General features: G+C 43.5%; 10 protein-coding genes. All 10 read left to right on the forward strand.

The annotated features are described in order from the left end of the window. The first annotated feature begins 79 nt into the window (after positions 1 to 79). The 10 genes from BSCG_RS13475 (at position 80) to BSCG_RS13430 (ending at position 19485) form a co-directional block, all read left to right on the forward strand. Positions 80 to 2482, forward strand: a complete 2403-nt coding sequence (locus tag BSCG_RS13475; protein WP_009039096.1) for a glycoside hydrolase family 2 protein — start codon at positions 80 to 82, stop codon at positions 2480 to 2482. Between the two features lie 5 nt (positions 2483 to 2487). Then, positions 2488 to 3456, forward strand: coding sequence for an ROK family protein (locus tag BSCG_RS13470; protein ID WP_004310376.1), 969 nt, complete (start codon positions 2488 to 2490; stop codon positions 3454 to 3456). Between the two features lie 5 nt (positions 3457 to 3461). Next, positions 3462 to 4040, forward strand: a complete 579-nt coding sequence (locus BSCG_RS13465; RefSeq protein ID WP_004310374.1) for an SIS domain-containing protein — start codon at positions 3462 to 3464, stop codon at positions 4038 to 4040. A 22-nt stretch (positions 4041 to 4062) separates the two neighbouring features. Continuing rightward, positions 4063 to 5664, forward strand: a complete 1602-nt coding sequence (locus BSCG_RS13460) for a hypothetical protein (RefSeq protein WP_008641751.1) — start codon at positions 4063 to 4065, stop codon at positions 5662 to 5664. 136 nt (positions 5665 to 5800) lie between these two features. Further along, complete coding sequence (locus BSCG_RS13455) at positions 5801 to 6955, forward strand: MFS transporter (protein WP_004310370.1); 1155 nt, start codon at positions 5801 to 5803, stop codon at positions 6953 to 6955. Between the two features lie 12 nt (positions 6956 to 6967). Beyond that, positions 6968 to 9067, forward strand: a complete 2100-nt coding sequence (locus BSCG_RS13450) for a glycoside hydrolase family 36 protein (protein ID WP_004310368.1) — start codon at positions 6968 to 6970, stop codon at positions 9065 to 9067. Next, positions 9064 to 12573: an alpha-galactosidase gene (locus tag BSCG_RS13445; protein ID WP_008776108.1), complete on the forward strand. Its 3510-nt coding sequence runs from the start codon at positions 9064 to 9066 to the stop codon at positions 12571 to 12573. The genes BSCG_RS13450 and BSCG_RS13445 overlap by 4 nt, the downstream gene beginning before the upstream one ends. 37 nt (positions 12574 to 12610) lie before the next feature. Then, a complete protein-coding gene (locus BSCG_RS13440; RefSeq protein WP_004310365.1) occupies positions 12611 to 14359 on the forward strand; it encodes a hypothetical protein in 1749 nt (582 codons plus the stop codon). A gap of 28 nt (positions 14360 to 14387) precedes the next feature. After that, positions 14388 to 17627: a SusC/RagA family TonB-linked outer membrane protein gene (locus tag BSCG_RS13435; protein ID WP_008776109.1), complete on the forward strand. Its 3240-nt coding sequence runs from the start codon at positions 14388 to 14390 to the stop codon at positions 17625 to 17627. Between the two features lie 19 nt (positions 17628 to 17646). Then, positions 17647 to 19485 (forward strand): RagB/SusD family nutrient uptake outer membrane protein, encoded by a 1839-nt coding sequence (locus tag BSCG_RS13430; RefSeq protein WP_004310363.1) that lies wholly within the window; start codon positions 17647 to 17649, stop codon positions 19483 to 19485. Positions 19486 to 19489 lie beyond the last annotated feature (4 nt).

The raw sequence follows: 19489 nt of genomic DNA on the forward strand, positions 1-19489 counted from the left end.
CAAAAATGAGACCGTTATGTAATACTATAAAAATATAACACTAGTTACTTTGTCACACCATCAATCAAATCTATTAACAATGAATAAAATCAGTACACTGCTATTTTTGATATTTCTCACTTGTACAAGTGGTGTTTTTGCCGATTCCGGTAGTTCCATCTCCTTAAATGGAACATGGGAACTCTCTTATTGGATGCAACCTGAAGAACCTATAACTTCGCCCAAGGACATGCAACTAGCTGAAGTGAAACATCTATCAGCCCAAGTCCCCGGTAATGTAGAACTAGACCTAATGGCTGCCAACTTAATTAAAGATCCGATGATTGGCAGTAATGTAAATGAATTACGCAAATGGGAAGGCTATCAATGGTGTTATTCCAAATCATTCGTAGCGCCACAACTAAAACCAGGACAACAATATCAACTCTTCTTTGCCGGAATAGACTGTCTGGCCGATATATGGCTGAATGGAAAGCACATTGGCAAAGCAGAAAATATGATGATTGAACATGCTTTTAATGTAACTAAAGAAATAAAAGCAGGAGAAAGCAATCAACTCCAAGTGATACTCCGTTCATCTGTTATTGAAGGACAAAAACATCTGTTAGGGACATTCAGTATTGGAAACTTCCCGTCTGAAGAATCCGTATTCATCAGAAAAGCTCCGCACACCTATGGATGGGACATTCTGCCACGATTAGTCAGTGCAGGTTTGTGGAGAGATGTAGAATTACGCGTATTGAATCCGGCACGTCTCACAGATGTTCACTATATGGTCGCCAATGTAGACACTGCTACCAGAAATGTACGTTTGTATACTGATGTACAAGTAAAACTACCTTTCGAAAAGTTCGACAAAGTGAAAGCCGTATATACATTAAGTCGCCATGGGAAAGAAATATATAAAGGAAGCTCTGTTGTCGTTTCCCCAGCATTCCGATATATAATGGAAATCAAGAATGCTGATTTATGGTGGCCAAGAGGATATGGAGAACCGGCTTTATATGATGCAAAAGTAGAGTTAGTAGATTCTGACGGCACTATTTTATCAACAGATAATAAACGGGTAGGCCTCCGCACGATTCAACTAGACATTACAGACATCAACCTCCCACCGGATCATCCGGGTAAATTCTGTTTCATAGTCAATGGAGAACCTATTTTTATTCACGGAACCAATTGGGTACCCATGGATGCACTCCATAGCCGGGATCATTCTTTCGTAGACGAATCTATCCGCATGGCTGTAGAATTAAACTGCAATATGATACGTTGTTGGGGTGGCAACGTGTATGAAGATCATCATTTCTTTAATTTATGCGATGAAAACGGCATTATGGTATGGCAGGATTTTACGATGGGATGTACTTTCTATCCTCAACGCAGCTCATTTACACAAGCATTGGAAGAAGAGGCCATTTCCGTTGTATGCAAGTTACGCAATCATCCATCACTCGTTTTATGGTCAGGAAATAATGAAGACGATTGTGCACTGCGCTGGTCTTTGCAACCATTTAATATTAATCCAAATCAGGATGTAGTTAGCCGCAAGGTCCTCCCGGCAGTTATTTATGAGTTTGACCCTACTCGCCCTTATCTTCCCAGCTCTCCTTACTACAGCCAAGCGGTATATGAAAGAGGAAGTGCTGACCAATATTTACCAGAAAACCATTTATGGGGTCCCAGAGGATATTACAAAGACAAATTCTATACGGATGCTACCTGCTGCTTTGTCAGTGAAATCGGCTATCACGGCTGCCCTAATTTAGAAAGTCTCCAGAAAATGATGACAAAAGATGCCGTATATCCCTGGACAAAAAATCATGAATGGAATGATGAATGGGTTACCAAATCTGTTCGTAGATTCCCAGAATGGGGAAAGACATTCGATCGCAATAATCTTATGATTAATCAGGTACGTTTACTTTTTGGTGAAGTTCCCTCCAAACTGGATGATTTTATATTCGCTTCTCAATCCGTACAGGCAGAAGCTATGAAATATTTCATAGAAATGTGGCGTGGAAAGAAGTTTGACGACAAGACTGGTATTGTCTGGTGGAACCTGCGGGATGGATGGCCAGTGATCTCTGATGCGATTGTTGACTACTACAATTCAAAGAAGATGGCATATTATTTCATCAAGAATGTTCAACAGGATGTTTGTGTACTAATCAATGATGCAGAAGGCGGAAATTACCCACTGATAGGAACGAATGACACACGCAACGTACAAAGTGGTAATGTAACGGTAACAGATGCATCCTCGGGACGTAAAATCTATGAGAGCACTTTCCGTATTCCAGCCAATCAAAAGGTCAGAATAGCCTCACTACCGGAAGAAAGCGGTCAAGGAATCTATCTGATCCAATACCAGATCGGTAATCAGAAATTCATGAATCATTACCTATACGGCAAGGCACCTTTCAACTTGAAAGAATACAAGCGGCTGTTACAAAAAACCGGATTATACGCTAAAAAATAATAGTTATGAAAGAGAACTTGTTAGGAATTGACGTAGGAGGCACCAAATGCGCCATCATCTACGGTATCAAAGAAAACGACGAGCTACATATCATCGACAAAAAGAAATTTGATACGACCACAGTCGACGAAACAATAGACAGAATTCTCTGTGAAACCGAAAAGATGATGAACCTCCACCAGCTAACCCCTACTAACACAAAAGCGATTGGAATCTGTTGCGGAGGTCCTCTCAACAGTGAAACAGGCATCGTGATGTCTCCCCCTAACCTACCGGGATGGGACAACATCCCCATTGTGGCAATGGTGGAAAAAAAGACGGGCATTAAAACCAATCTACACAATGATGCCAATGCCTGTGCTTTAGCCGAATGGAAGTTCGGAGCAGGAAAAGGAACTAAGAATATGGTCTTTCTCACATTCGGTACGGGACTGGGAGCAGGATTAATATTAAATGGCAAACTGTATACGGGCACCAATGACAATGCCGGAGAACTGGGACATATCCGCCTGTCGGATTTCGGTCCGATAGGTTACGGTAAAAAGGGCTCTTTTGAGGGATTTGCCAGCGGTGGAGGTATTGCTCAACTCTCCAAAATGTATGTGATGGAGAAATTGCAGACCGGACAGAAAGTTGAATGGTGTACCTTACAGGAACTAGATCAGCTTACTGCCCGAAAAGTGGCTGAAGAAGCTGCCAAAGGTGATAAATTAGCCCAAAGCATATATGAGACGTCTGCTATTTATCTGGGAAAAGGATTATCCATGGTGATCGATATCTTGAATCCGGAAGTCATTGTGATAGGTGGCATCTATACCCGGAATAAAAATATGATGGAACCCATCATGCAAAAGATAATCGATCAGGAAGCATTATCCTGTGCAAACAGAGTATGTAAAGTGAAACCAGCCGCCTTGGGAGAGCAGATAGGAGATTATGCAGCTCTTTCTGTAGCCGCTAACTTAACCGATTAACTATTATGAAAGAGCTTATTGAAACAACACTGGAAGAGGCTCGGCAAACGTTGGAGAGCTTTCTTGAGGAAACAACAACAGTCGGGATTATTTCACAGGCAGCCTCTACCTGCGCCGAAGCATTAAAAGCCGGAAATAAGATTATCAGCTGTGGTAATGGAGGTTCTTTATGTGACGCCACCCACTTTGCAGAAGAACTAACCGGACGTTACCGCAACAACCGCATCCCGCTACCGGCAATTGCAATCAATGACCCGGCTTACATGACCTGTGTGGGAAATGATTTTTCGTTCAACGAGATCTTCTCCCGCTATGTAGAAGCTATGGGATGTAAGGGAGATGTATTATTGGCCATCAGCACAAGCGGACATTCCGAGAACATACTGAAAGCTGCCGTACAAGCACACAACAATGGAATGAAAGTGATAGCGCTGACTTCAAAAGGAGAGAATGAACTGTCACGACTGGCAGACATTGCAGTCTGCGCGCCACGAGCAGCACATTCCGACAGAATACAAGAAATTCACATCAAAGTTATCCACATTCTGATTCAGGCAATTGAGGCAGAATTAGGCTTTGAATAATAACCTACTAAATTTAATCAATATGGCAATGAAAATGACACATATCAGTAAAACTCTATTGAGTATTGTTTGCACACTTTGGGGAATGTCCGCCTGCTCGGATGATTATAACAAATATGACGATTGCCCGGCTTGCAACTATTATCCTGTTGCAGTAGGGAATTCAACAGGAACTCCGGTTCATGCTATCGGTGTCGAGATGGATCCACACTTCTTCTCACAAAACATCACCCGCAATGATGGTTCAAAGGCTGAAGATTGGGAAAATATAGTTGTACAACGGGTAAAGAAAATGAAAGTACAACAATTCCGAATCATGATGCAGCCACAATGGTGGGAACCCTCCAATGACAACAACGATCCTAATGTCGCGGATATGAGCAAATTCACTTTTGATTCGGAAGAAATGCAATCTGTATACAAAGTATTGGATCTGGCCCAGGAGAATAATATCGGAGTGACATTAGTCGTATGGGGAGCCATTACCAATATCGACTTACTATCAGGCATTAACAATGGTCAAAAGCATTTCTTGTGTGATGCACGAAGTTATAACGTTAATCCGGGTTGGATTGCCGGTATAGATAACTATGAAGAATTTGCTGAAAACTTCTCCACAATGGTGAAATACCTGATTGAAGAAAAGCATTATACCTGTATCAATCAAATTACTCCATTCAATGAACCTGACAGTCATATAGCAGGTTACGGCCGCATCATGTGGCAAGGTGATTTTGAAACCATGGGTTGGCAGGACACCTACGCCCCCATGGTGAAAGCACTGGATGCCAAGTTTAAAGCAGATGGAATACGCAGTAAGGTACACTTCAACCTTTCTGACAATACAGACGGTACACCCGGATATATCGCTGCCTGTGTTTCCGCTTTCACAAACGATGAAGCCGACCTGTATAACTCTCATGTATACAAGTTTGACTACAACACCCCTAATTCGACTCTCGTAAATTGGGAACGTCAAAATATAGCTTCTGCAGGAGGTAAAAGACATTTTGTTGGAGAATTCGGTTTTCCTGGATACGGAAGTGCCCGTCAATATGGTATAGACACGTATACGCGAGGGGTACAGATAATCCGCGTTGCTCTGAACTATCTGAATGCCGGTGCTTGCGGAGTAAGCTACTGGAGTCTGATCGATCAATATTATAACCGCAATGCCTCCTATTCGGAAATGCAGCAACTCGGTTTATGGAAATATCTAAAATCCGCTTATACCGAAGACCCAGATGTATATTCCAAAATCAAGGAAGACTACGAGGTACGTCCTCAATACTATGCATATAGTCTGTTGACACGTTTTGTCCGCCAGGGCGACGAAGTATATCCATTGGATCTCGGCGACGAGTTGATAGCCGGAAGTGCTTTTCTCAACACAGAGGGAAAATGGACGTATGTACTTTCCAACGCTACAGACAAAGACAAGATGATACAGTTGGAAAATGATAAAGAAGGTGCCAATGGAGAATACAATGTCTACAAATATATGGAAGGACGCCTACCGGAAGGTGATAATCTTATAGAATCAACAGAAACGGTCAACACGCAAGAGAATAACCTAAAACTTAAATTATCTCGTTCATCAATCAGGGTATTAGTACAAAAATAGAAGTATATACACCCCATTTAGTGGGGATATATATACACCGTATTGGGCATATATATTCACCATGTTAGCCATATATATCCACCGTGCTGGATATATATGCCCACCAACCAAGTAATTTATCATCAAAAGTACACGAATGAAAAAAGAAATATCCATAGTAAAAATGCTCTCCGTCATGTTCGGATTCTTCGTTATGGGATTTGTTGACATTGTCGGAATAACCACGAGCTATGTGAAGAATGATTTCAGCCATCTCACCGATACGATGGTTAATCTCATCTCTCTATCCTGTTTCTTGTGGTTCCTGGTGCTTTCTATTCCCACCGGAATGTTAATGAATCGCATCGGACGCAAGAAAACCGTACTACTTAGCTTCGCATTCCATGTATTAGCCATGTGCCTTCCACTCGTTGCATACGACTTTACCGCCATATTAATCGCATTTGCCTTGATAGGTATCGGTAACACTCTATTGCAAGTTTCACTCAATCCATTAGTAACGGATGTCGTTGCAAACGATAAGTTGACAGGTACATTAACCCTAGGACAATTTGTCAAAGCAGTCAGTTCATTCCTGGGTCCTATCCTGGCAGCTTGGGTGACCGGTAGTTTTTTCGGATGGAAAATGATATTCCCCATTTATGCCGGACTGTCACTGCTCGCTTTGATATGGCTATGGCTTACCCCTATACAAGAAAAACAACAGGAACGGAAGAACATTTCTTTCAAAGTCACTCTTGAATTATTCAAAGACAAATACATTCTTGCTTTCTTTATCGGTATTCTCGTGCTGGTAGGTGTAGACGTAGGTATCAATATGACTTTCCCTAAATTCCTGATGGAACGTTGTGATCTACCACTGACAGATGCAGGAATGGGAAATAGTGTGTATTTCTTCGCCCGCACTGTAGGAGCCTTTTTGGGTGGTATCCTACTGATGAAATATTCAGAAAGTAAATTCTATATTTATAGCGTCTGGATAGCTCTCGCAGGATTGATACTGATGACCATTAGCACTAATCTCTGGTTTATCCTCGGATGTGTAGCAGTTTTCGGGATAGGATATGCCAATCTGTTTTCCATCATCTTCTCTCTGTCTTTGAAACGTGTTCCCGAGAAAGCGAACGAAGTATCTGCACTTCTTATCGTCGGTGTATCTGGCGGTGCCGTCCTCCCGCCTATTTTAGGAGTAATTACCGATTCATTCCACAGTCAGTTATCTGCAATCATAGTACTTGCCATTGTATGGTGCTATCTGATCGGAATAATGAGAAAAATAAAAACCACATAAACCTATATTCTAATGAAACATTTCAAGAAAATCGAATCGAAATTCCTGTTCTCATTACTGATTATGAGTGTGTGGAGCATCATAGCCGTGGGTCAGACGACGGCTAAAATCTCCAAACACATTCCTGAAATCGAAAAATGGATTCAGAAACAATTCGCTAAAGGAAAAACACCTCCGTTCTCGTTTATATGTGACGGGAAACCTTCCGCAGAATTTATCCGCCAATGGGACTATTCCCAGCAAAAGATAGAATCCGAAGAAGCGGATGTGATAAAGTATCTCTTTACCTACTACAATCCTACCAACGGACTGAAAGTAGAATGTACCGTAAAAGGCTATCCCAGTTATCAGGCTGCCGAATGGGTATTGAACTTCACCAACAAAGGTACGAGCAACTCTCCCACTCTGGAACAAGTGAAAGTAGTGGACCTTGCCATGCAATACGCTTCTAAAGGAGAATTCAAGTTACACTATGCAGACGGAAACCATATCTCCAAATATGATTTCCATCCACGTTCGGTTACTCTGGCAACGGGTGAAACCAAACAGATGTCTCCACAAGGAGGACGCTCTTCAGAAGGGGACTATCTTCCTTTCTTCAACATTGAATCACCTGCCGGACAGGGAGTCATATTAGGAGTAGGCTGGTCGGGCACCTGGTATGCAGATGTATGCGCACAAGATAATCGTACAATATCCATGGCTTCGGGAATGAAAACCATGAAATTATACTTACGTCCACAGGAAACAATTCGTACCCCAAGTATCAGTCTGATGTTTTGGGAAAATATCGACCGGATGGCAGGACACAATAAATTCCGCCGTTTTGTCCTGGCACACAAGTCACGGAAAATCAACGGAAAATTTGCCGAATATCCTCTTTCCAGCGGATTCAACTATCGGGACCCCGCACCTTGTACGGAATACTCATGCCTGACAGCCGATTATGCCATTGCCATGGTGAAACGTTACATACAGTTCGGATTGAAACCCGAAGTATTCTGGCTGGATGCCGGATGGAACACCGATGCTGCAGACTTCGAACATGGCAAGACCTGGGCCAACACAGCCGGTAACTGGACTGTAGATACATTGCGCTTCCCCAAAGGACTTCGTCCTGTAGCCGACGAAATACACAAAGTAGGAGCTAAATTCATGGTCTGGTTCGAACCCGAGCGTGTCATCCGTGGTACCCAATGGGCAGTAGAACACCCCGACTGGATGCTCGACATTCCCGAACACAACAATGACACCTACCTACTGTTCGATCTGGGAAATCCGGAAGCCTGCCACTGGATGAGTAAATATATAGGCGATATGCTCGAAGAAAACGGCATAGACTATTACCGTCAGGATTTCAATATGCAGCCGGATATCTACTGGGCAGCCAACGATGAGCCCGGACGTACAGGAATGAAAGAGATACGACACATCGAAGGACTATACTACTTCTGGGATTATCTGCTGAGCCGATTCCCGAACCTGCTCATAGACAACTGTGCCAGTGGGGGACGACGTATTGACTGGGAAACAATCGGCCGAAGCGCACCACTATGGAGGAGTGATTATTATCATTACGACGATCCGGACGGCTACCAATGTCACACGTATGGCCTGAATTTCTTCCTACCTTTACATGGAACAGGTAGTTTACAGACCGATCCGTATTCTTTCCGCTCAAGCGTCAGCACAGCTTTGATTTATAACTGGAAAATAACCGATAAAAATGCCTCCGTTTACGAAATGCAACGTTGTCTGAAAGAATTCCACGAAATCAGACCTTACTATTACGAAGATTATTACCCACTGACGGGTACAGAAGACATGACGCGGGATAATATCTGGCTAGCCTATCAAATGCATCGTCCGTCGGACGACAGTGGTATTATCGTTGCTTTCCGCAGAACCGCCTCCAAAGACAAAAAAATCACCGTCAGACTTTCAGGAGTGGATCCGGAAAAATACTATACAGTGACAGACATGGATAGCCGACAGAGCAAAATCTATCAGGGAAAAGAACTGACCAGTCAGTTGCCACTGATCCTCGAAAAGCCACATAGTTCCTTATTACTAAAATATAAAGTTACCAACGAAAAACCGAATAAAGAATGAAAAAAAGAATACTATATTATCTATTCATTCTGCTTCTGTTCCCTCATAATGGAACAGGACAGACGGTAGCCCGCATGAGCGACCGCCCGGTAAACACCAGCCAATGGATAACCACCCACTTTGCCCGCGGTGTGGTCCCTCCTTTCTCTTTCGAATATGGAGGTAAACCTTCACAGGAATTTATCAAAAGCTGGTCTTATACGGCTACGCGTCAGAAAAGTGACGATCCCAAGGTTCTGAAATACCTTTATACTTATCGTGAACCATCCGGAGGATTAAAAGTCGAATGTGAAGTGAAAGGCTTTACCGACTTCAATACGGTGGAATGGGTACTCCGTTTCACCAACCAGGGAAAGAAAAATACGCCGGAGATTGCCAACATAAAAGTGTCTGATATCACATTCCGCTACCAGCATCCGGGAGCATTCAACCTTCATCATTCCGAAGGCAGCCATGCATCCAAATCAGATTTCAGCCAGCAACTTACAATCTTGTCTCCGGGTGATAATCTTTATATGAGACCGGAAGGTGGACGCTCTTCACAAATGCGTATGCCATTCTTCAATATTGAATCTCCGGCTAATCAAGGAGTTATCGTAGCCATCGGATGGACAGGAACCTGGTTTGCCGATGTGCGCTGTGCAGACCAGCAAAGCGTAGCGCTTACCTCCGGAATTGAACGTTTGAAAACCTATCTGTATCCGGAAGAGAGCATCCGCACTTCCAGTGTATGCCTGTCATTCTGGAACGGTTCCGACCGGATGAAAGGACACAACCAGTTCCGCCGTTTCGTGCAAGCCCACCACACTTGGAAAGTAGGTGGTAAACCGACCGTATATCCAATATCGACCAGTTTCAACTACGGTGATCCTACTCCCTGTAATGAATATACCTGCCTGACTACAGATTATGCCATTGCTATGGTGAAACGGTATGAACAATTCAAATTAGTACCCGAAGTATTCTGGCTGGATGCCGGATGGTACAATCACTCTGCAGATGTAGCCAATCATAAGAATTGGGCGAACACCGTAGGAAACTGGACCGTCGACTCTATTCGTTTCCCCGAAGGATTACGCCCCATCGCCGACGAAGTGCATAGAGTTGGTTCCAAGTTCATGGTATGGTTTGAACCGGAGCGTGTTATGAAAGGCTCAGCTTGGGCACTGCAACACCCTCAATGGATGTTGGATGCCAGAGGAAAAGCCAAACAGGAAGACTGGACAAAAGATGGTGAGCACGACTCTTATCTATTCAATCTCGGAAATCCGGAGGCATGTCGATGGATGAGTAAATATATCGGAGACTTCCTCGAAGAAAATGGCATAGACTACTACCGCCAGGATTTCAATATAGAGCCGGAAGGTTTCTGGGCTGCCAATGATGAACCTGGCAGACAAGGTATCTGCGAAATCCGATACATTGAAGGACTTTATTCTTTCTGGGAATATCTGCTGAACCGCTTTCCGGGCTTGCTGGTTGATAATTGTGCCAGTGGCGGACGCCGTATTGACCTCGAAAGTATCTCACGCAGTGCACCGATGTGGAGAACAGATTACAGTTATGGAGAACCAATCGGCTATCAATGCCATACTTACGGATTGAACTTATACCTTCCCCTGCATGGTACAGGAACTGTGAGTGCCGATAAATTCACTTTCCGTTCCAGCCTCGGAACCTCTATTATCTACAACTGGAAAATAACCGAAGCTGGACAATCCATCTATGATATGCGCGACCGCCAGGCAGAGTTCAAAGAACTCCGCCCCTATTTCTATGAAGATTACTATCCGTTGAGTGGAATAAACAACATTACTTCGGAAAATATCTGGCTAGCATACCAACTTTATCGTCCGTCGGATGACAGCGGATACATCGTAGCTTTCCGCCACAAAGACAATCCGGACAAGAGCTATACTGTCAATTTATCAGGGCTACACCCTGACCACACTTATATACTCACCAATAAAGATACAGGAGAAGCTATAAAGAAAACCGGTAAAGAACTGGCTAACGGCTTCACGCTGACACTGGATAACCCGCAAAGTAGTCTGATAATCAAATACCAAAGTTCAACAACTGCCATACAGAAACTTTCTGTAGGAAAGAAAACCGGTGTAAAGCTCCGTGCTATAGGTGCAGAACTAGATCCCCACTTTCTCTCACAAAATGTGACCCGCAATGATGGAGCTAAAGCTGAAGACTGGGATCGCATCGTTGTGAAACGTGTCAAAGAAATGGGACTGCAAAGCTTACGGGTGATGGTGATGCCACAATGGTATGAGCCAAAGAATGACAATCCGGATGCATCCAAAATCGACTGGCATAATTTCACTTTCAACTCTGTAGAAATGCAATCACTCTACAAAGTATTGGATATGGCACAAGAACAGAAAATGGAAGTCACCCTTGTACTTTGGGGAGCCCCTCCGGGACATTTCCTGGCCGAAGGGAATTATGGTAACTGGGTAGTAGCCCCGACTAACTATGAAGAATGGAGCGAGAACTTTTCCGCACTTGTACAACACCTGCTCAACAACAAAAAATACACGTGCGTCAAAGAGATTACTCCGATCAACGAACCAGATTGGTCATATATCATCAAAGGTAAAGCTGCTCCCACCGCCGACTATATTGAAATGTGTAAAGTACTCGACAGACGTTTCAAAGAGGATGGAATAAGAAATAAAGTACATTTCAGCCTTTCTGACAATTCAGACGGAGGTACAGGAACGCATAAATATCTGGCAGCCTGCACGAAAGGACTGGCGAACGTTGCTGACGTATTCAACTCCCACACCTATATCTTCGGCTACGAAACTCCGAACTCCACAATTCTGGATTGGGAAAAACAAAACTCTCAATTGGCCTCTTCAGTTGGAAAAGCCCATTTCATCGGTGAATTCGGAGGTAATCAATGCGTAGGTGCCACCAGACAAAAAGATATCGACTTGTATGAACGAGGAGTACTCATGACACGCATAGCCATCAATCTACTCAATGCAGGAGCAAGCGGTGTTAGCTATTGGAGCCTGATAGACCAATACTATGGTAAGGATGCAGACTACGGAGCAATGCAGCAACTGGGTTTATGGAAGTATGTAAAGAAAACATACGCTTCGGAACCATACTACAACGATATCAAAAGTGATTACGAGGTACGCCCACAGTACTATGCCTATTCTCTGTTGACACGTTTCATACGCCCGGGAGCTGAAATCTATCCGATAGCAACACCGGAAGAATGGTATGCAGGAACTGCTGTTCGAAACACAAATGGCAAATGGGTATATGTTTTCGCCAATGGAATGGACCAGGAGAAAGCAATAAGCCTAATCAACCAACATACGCAAACCAAAGGGAATTATCAGGTTTACCGTTATATCAAAGACGGTTTACCTACCACAGACCAAATGTTGGCTCCGGACGCCCAGCCTCTCAAAGTGAACGATAAAATTCTATGTTTACTTCCGGCTCATTCTGTGATCGTCTTAAAACAAGAATAACTATGTACTCTATTTATTCATTAAACAAATAGTATTTATGAAAACACATTTCTACATTTTATTAATGCTTGGAATGGTATTCCTTTTGGGATGTGAAGACGAAAAGTTAGGCACAGACCTAGGAGTAACCAATGTAGTGCTTCCGGATATTTCGGAAGAATCCCTGGGCACAGAGATTACCATTCAGGGAAATGGCTTTATCGACTGTGATGTACTGGCTCTTTCTCCCCTTTCAGGAGGAACCGAACAGCCCATCTACATGGAAACCAGAGAAGTACAATCCGATCATATCACGGTACTTTACCCCTCTACGGCCACCAAAGATTCTTATGGACTTGTATTGGTACGCGGTAGCAAAATGCGAACATTAGGCGTCATCAACAGTACTGTTGGAGTTATGCCCGACGAAAACCTGCGTAATGCCTTGTCTGCTCTTTTCCCTGATATATTTAAAGGAGAAAAGATATCTTCCAGTGCTAAATATGTCACTTTCACTGATGGCACACTAAATATCAGCGATAAAAATATCACTTCTCTGGAGGGACTCGAATATTTCAGCAACATTCGGAAACTGATCTGCAACAATAATGATATCAGTGAAATTCCTGCAGAAGTACTATCCAGACTGTCTGAACTGACTGCACAAAACACTGGTCTGACCAAACTGGAACTAGCCACTTCGGAACAGCCGAACACGACATTGGTATCTCTCAACATAGATGGAAGTACCAAACTAGAATCTGTCGACCTGTATTATTGTTATAACATTGAGAAGTTCTCTGCTCTAAACTGTAAACTGGTATATCTGGATGTACGCAATTACCACAGTATCTATGGCGGATGTCTGAACTACAACAGCACAGACTTCAAATTTACTTTCAGCGATGACGCAAGTAAAGAACGACTCCTGAAAATGGAATCCTGGTGGATGGACTCATACTACAGCAATAGCGGTTCTATCGTAGATGCCATCAATAATGGAGTGACAGTGGAAGGGTACGACTGGATGCACGACTATCCCGATGGAAACAACAACTATTATTACAGTTACGGAAAATATCAGAAGACAATGAAAAAGTACGGAGAAATTCCTGATATCAATCTGCGAAACGCACTCAAAGCATTGGTTCCGGATGTATTCGATGGAGATAAAGTTCTGACAGTGGCTGCTCTGAATACTGAATACTTCAGGAATAACACGACCCTTGATCTTAGCAATAAGGGAATCACTAATCTGGAAGGACTACAATACTTCTGCGGATACAAAAACCTCATTCTGGATGGAAATAATCTGGGAGAAATCGATCTTAGTAAATACGCAATCAGTACCAGCTACACGGCAGGTCCGGTAGATGAGAAAGGAATTCAGACTTTCAGTGCCAAGAATGCAGGATTAACCAAATTCATTTCTGGCGATCAGTATATGATAACCTCTATAGATGTGAGCAACAATCCGGGATTAGCATATCTGGATATAAACCGGTGCAAATCCATCACATCACTAAATGCATCCGGTTGTCCGCTCACTTATGTTGATCTGCGTAATCTGGCAGGTACTTATTCCGTACTAGGTTACTCCGGTGGAGCTGTAGATGCCTCAAAAGTTCAGTTCTCATTTACCGACAGCTCTTCAACTCAAAGGAAGCTACTAGTAGAAGAATGGTGGATGGATAGCCCATGGAATGGCACAAGCCCATGTATTACCGCAAAGAATCAAGGTGTCCGGATAGAACGCTATGAATACATAGGATACGACAAGGATAAAATGTTGAGTTCATTTAATTAGACAGAAAACAATCTTAAACGTTATAGTTATGAAAAAAAGTTATTGGCTATACAAAATGTGCCTGTTGCTTGGGTTGGGAATCTGTATTCCCGTTACAGGAAATGCATCGGATATCGGAGATGCTACCCTGACACAGCAACAGTCTAAAATAACAGCCTCTGGAGTCGTCGTAGACGAGTCCGGTGAAAGCCTGATCGGAGCTTCCGTCATAGAAAAAGGAGCAGCAACGAATGGTACTATTACAGACATAGACGGTCGTTTCTCTTTATCGGTTGCCCCCAACGCTATACTGGAAATCAGTTATGTAGGTTATCAAAAGCAGGACATTCCTGCTAAAAAAGACATGCGTATCATCATGCATCCGGACGTAGCGAACCTGGAGGAAGTTGTAGTGGTAGCTTACGGTACCCAGAAAAAGGTTTCTGTCATCGGTTCCGTAGCTTCCATTGATCGAAAAGATTTGATGAAATCCTCATCGCCCAACCTAAGTTCCGCTTTATCCGGAAAACTCCCAGGATTGACAACTATCCAGACCTCCGGTGAACCGGGACGTGACGAAGTCACCATGTTCCTGCGTGGTGCTGCCACTACAAACGGAACAAACCCATTAATTATGGTAGATGGAGTAGCTGTAGACGATATGCGATCTATCGACCCGAACGAGATTGCTAATATCTCCGTATTGAAAGATGCTTCCGCAACAGCAGTATTCGGAGTACGTGGTGCCAACGGAGTGATAATGATTACCACTCGTAGAGGTGAAAAAGGAACTGCCCGTATCAGTGCCAATGTAGAATTCAGCATGCAGGAAATCGCTTTCAAGCCCGAACGTCTGGATTCATGGGACTGGGTCAGACTTCGCAATGAAGCACTCGTGAACGACGGAAATTCCGCTGAATTCCTCGGGCCGGACATTGATAAGTTCGACTCATGGAAAACAGGTAATCCTGTAGACCCGGATTTTTATCCGAATAATAACTGGCAAGATATCTTGTTCAGAGATTATGCTCCCATGACCAGAGCCAACATGAACGTTTCGGGAGGTTCGGACAAACTTCAATACTTTGTAAGTGCAGGCTATCTGCATCAGGGAGGTATGTTCAACGTAGAACCTAAATCCAGGTTGGGATACAATGCCCAGTCTTCATTAGACCGCTACAACTTCCGCTCAAATATCGACTACAAAGTCAATAAGTCGGTAAAGATTAACTTAAACGCTTCCTCTTATCTGGAACGGATCAACGGAACTTCCGCAAGTATGTCAAGTGTATTCAACAGCGCTTTGACCTCACGCCCTACTTCCATGTATCTCACCCCGGAAGGTGCATACGCTACTGATGCTATACGTACTTTCCCTATTGGTGCCGGATTATCCGTAGAAGATCCCGCCAACAATTCATTGAGTGCATATCCGCTAATCAACCGTTCGGGCTATCAACTGGAAACCAGATCGGGAATCAATGTTATCGGAGGAGTAGAAATAGATTTGGGATTTATCACTAAAGGGCTCTCTGTCAAAGGCCAGGTATCTTTCGACTCCAAAGGATTTGGGAAAACAATCGGAAAACGTTCCTATACCTGGTATACGTATCAGACATTAGCTTCAGGAGAGCATTTGTTTATCAATCGCCATCCTAGCCTGGAGGACGAAGACGGCCCGATTGAACTCACAAAGTCTTCCGAATCTTATTGGGTTATGAACTTACAGGGACAAATCAACTATAACCAGACCTTCGCCGGAAAGCATAATGTCACTGCTATGTTTCTAGCTCAACGGGACATCAAAGAATCCAAAGAAACATCCGGTGACCTACTGCTTCCTTACAACGTCATCGGTATTGCCGGACGTGCAACTTATGACTATGACAGACGTTATTTTGCAGAGGTCAACGTAGGTTATAACGGCTCTGAACAATTTTCACCGGACAAACGATTTGGTCTCTTCCCGGCTGCCTCTTTCGGTTGGCTGATTACTAATGAGGGCTTCCTTCAGGATAATCCGGTTTTGACCAATCTGAAGTTAAGAGCTTCTTGGGGAAAAGTTGGTAACGACGCCTTCGGTTCAGCCCGTTTCCTTTATCTGGATAATATCAGTCAATATTCCGTAGTCACCGACAGTAAAGGAGATCATTGGTTATCCCCAAGCTTGGGATATGCTTCCAATGGTTCCGGTTGGGGACAAGGTTACAAGATAGCCGAAAACTACATAGGAAACAAAAGCATCACATGGGAAACAGCTGAAAAACAGAATTATGGTATAGACATATCCTTGTATCATGATCTTTCCTTCTCATTTGACTACTTTGTTGAAAAAAGAAAAAATATTCTGATTATCCCGCAGACTACTCCTATGATTCAAGGTCTTCCCTCATCCGCTCTTCCACTGATGAACGATGGTGAAGTAAAGAATCAGGGATTCGAAATGGTCCTCGGATATCAGAAACAATTCAAAAACGGGCTATCTGTTTCTGCTAATGCAAACTTCAGTTATGCCAAAAACAAAGTATTGGAATATGACGAGCCACTATTAGGTAAGGATTATGCTTATCGCACCCGCACCACCGGCTTCTCATTAGGACAAAACTGGGGATATATCATCGACCACAGCTATGATCCTGAAAAAGGGCGTGACGGCACAGGATTCTTCTATAGCGACGAGAGTATTGCCAAGAGCGGACTGACTTATGAAGGTGTAGGAACACCGGAACCCGGAGACTTTATTTATAAAGATCTCAACGGAGACGGTGTCATCAATGACCGTGACAAGGCTCCCATTGGCTATTCCTCCCTATTGCCTCGCATCAACTACGGTTTCTCTTTATCTGCCAACTGGAAAGGATTCGATGTTTCTATCATGTTGCAGGGAGTAGGCCAATACAGCAAGACTTATTCAGGAGCCGGTATTTATGAAAGCAGCGGCAACTTTTACAAGATGCACATGGAACGTTGGAGCGAAGAACGCTATAATAATCACGAAAAGATTACGTATCCTCGTCTGTCCAGCAGTGGCGGCCCGAGCTTGCAGCCCAACGACTTCTTTATCATGGATGCCTCATATATACGTCTGAAAAATGCAGAAGTAGGATATACATTACCGGAAAGCATCAGCAAGAAAATCGGTGCTTCCAATGTACGTTTCTATTTAAGTGGTAACAACTTGTATACATGGACTCACCTGAAGACTGACAGCTTCGATCCCGAACAAAACAGTCCGGCAGCCTATCCAACAATGCGTACGTACAATGTAGGTTTAAATATTACATTTTAACGGCTAAAACAAAACCGATATGAAAAAAAGATTGATTTATATATGCATGTTTGCTTCCTTGCTCACATTCAGTTCTTGTAATGAAGCGTTGGATGTAGCTCCCGACGGAAGATTATCACTGGACGAAGTATTCCAAGATCCCGATCTGACTAAAGCTTATTTCAGTACTTGCTTTGACTATCTGCCTAAAAAGAGTTTACGATATCATTTCTGGAGCAACTATCCCGTAGCACTTAGTGATGAAGCGTGGGATTGCACGGATGGTTCCGGTGCCGGCTTTGCACATGCCGCATCCGGCAACTGTACCACCACCGACTTCTATCTCGACGTTCGCAGAGATATGGGTGACACCTACTCAGAAGGAGGATACTGGCAGTTATACTGGGGGCAAATCCGTATTATCAACACATTCCTCCAACGGGCAGCCACCGCCGCCATACCAAGAGAAAGCGACCGTGACCGTTGGGTAGCAGAGGCTCATGTACTCCGTGCTTATTTCTATATGGAGTTACTGAAATGGTATGGTCCTGTGCCTATTGAGAAAGAGCCATACGGTTTAGACTATGATTATTCAACTCTATCACGTCCTACTTTCGAAGACTGTGCCCGATTCATTGTAGATGATTGCGAAATAGCTTTGCAATCCAGCAACCTCCCTTGGCGACTGACAACACTCAACGAGAAGATCAGAATGACCAAAGGTATCGCAATGGCTATCCGTTCCGAAGCATGTCTATTCGCAGCCAGCACTTACAACAATGGCGGCAAAGATCTTTGGGAATGGGCTTACACAATCAACAAAGACTGTCTGGAACAGCTGAAAGCCAATGGATATGAATTGTATACTAAATGTGCGGATACTGAAAAGTACTATAACAATGCTTATATGGAGTACTTTACGCTCAATAACTATATCGGAACAGATCCCAGTGATAAAGAAACAATCTGGCAAAGTACCGAAGGCTATTGGCCCGACCCATACACCAATCCTTTGTATGACGTTATCGGAGCTCCGGTATTGGGAAACGCTCAATTAACTATTGTTCCTTCCCAAGAATTAGTAGACGCCTATGATATGCTAGCAACAGGAAAGCCTGTACTGGATTTATCGAAACCTTATAACGATGAGAAGCATCTGTCACCTAATTATAACCCTAATAGCGGTTATGACCCAGCCAACCCTTATAAGGGACGTGATCCTCGTTTCCAGGCTACAATTTTTTATAATAACAGTCCTGTGCTGTTAGGAAAGGAACCGGCAGTAGTAGAAACGTACGTGGGAGGAAATAGCGAAATCCGTACAAGTGGAAATACGAATACACGTACCGGTTATTATTGGAGAAAAAGAATGGTAAACGGTAACTGTAAGGCAGCCGGAGTGGCTGGATATGATGGCCGTTTCCGTTTTTACCGATTAGGCAAAATTTATCTGAATGCCGCCGAAGCCGCTATTGAAAGCGGACACCTTACCGAAGGCCTGGAATGGATCAATGAAATCCGTCATCGCGCAGGTTTTGATCCTTCGGTTGATCTGTCGACAAACGACAAGAACGAAGCTCGTTTATTGGTACGCCACGAACGCCAGATAGAGCTGGCTTGTGAAGAAGACAGATATTTCGATATCCGCCGTTGGACACCCGCCAATGAGAATATGGAAAATGAGAAGTTTACCACAGGTATGAGAATCACCAAAAATGGAAACTCATTCTCTTATGAAAGAATCAATCTAGGAACAGACGGCAGCAAACCGAGCAAAATGAGTTATGAAAAGAAATGGCACGTATATCCTATCCCTGCCAATGAAGCAGCCGTATTGGAAGGCACGACAGGACAGACGTGGCAAAATGCAGGATGGTAATCAT

The organism is Bacteroides sp. 2_2_4, assembly GCF_000157055.1.
Taxonomy (GTDB): Bacteria; Bacteroidota; Bacteroidia; order Bacteroidales; family Bacteroidaceae; genus Bacteroides; species Bacteroides ovatus.

What these genes read in the sequence shown, in the direction of transcription:
- BSCG_RS13450 (WP_004310368.1), top strand. Translation starts at nt 6,968, where the DNA reads ATGAAACATTTCAAGAAAATCGAATCGAAATTCCTGTTCTCATTACTG.
- BSCG_RS13455 (WP_004310370.1), top strand. Translation starts at nt 5,801, where the DNA reads ATGAAAAAAGAAATATCCATAGTAAAAATGCTCTCCGTCATGTTCGGA.
- BSCG_RS13470 (WP_004310376.1), top strand. Translation starts at nt 2,488, where the DNA reads ATGAAAGAGAACTTGTTAGGAATTGACGTAGGAGGCACCAAATGCGCC.
- BSCG_RS13465 (WP_004310374.1), top strand. Translation starts at nt 3,462, where the DNA reads ATGAAAGAGCTTATTGAAACAACACTGGAAGAGGCTCGGCAAACGTTG.
- BSCG_RS13440 (WP_004310365.1), top strand. Translation starts at nt 12,611, where the DNA reads ATGAAAACACATTTCTACATTTTATTAATGCTTGGAATGGTATTCCTT.
- BSCG_RS13435 (WP_008776109.1), top strand. Translation starts at nt 14,388, where the DNA reads ATGAAAAAAAGTTATTGGCTATACAAAATGTGCCTGTTGCTTGGGTTG.
- BSCG_RS13430 (WP_004310363.1), top strand. Translation starts at nt 17,647, where the DNA reads ATGAAAAAAAGATTGATTTATATATGCATGTTTGCTTCCTTGCTCACA.
- BSCG_RS13460 (WP_008641751.1), top strand. Translation starts at nt 4,063, where the DNA reads ATGGCAATGAAAATGACACATATCAGTAAAACTCTATTGAGTATTGTT.
- BSCG_RS13475 (WP_009039096.1), top strand. Translation starts at nt 80, where the DNA reads ATGAATAAAATCAGTACACTGCTATTTTTGATATTTCTCACTTGTACA.
- BSCG_RS13445 (WP_008776108.1), top strand. Translation starts at nt 9,064, where the DNA reads ATGAAAAAAAGAATACTATATTATCTATTCATTCTGCTTCTGTTCCCT.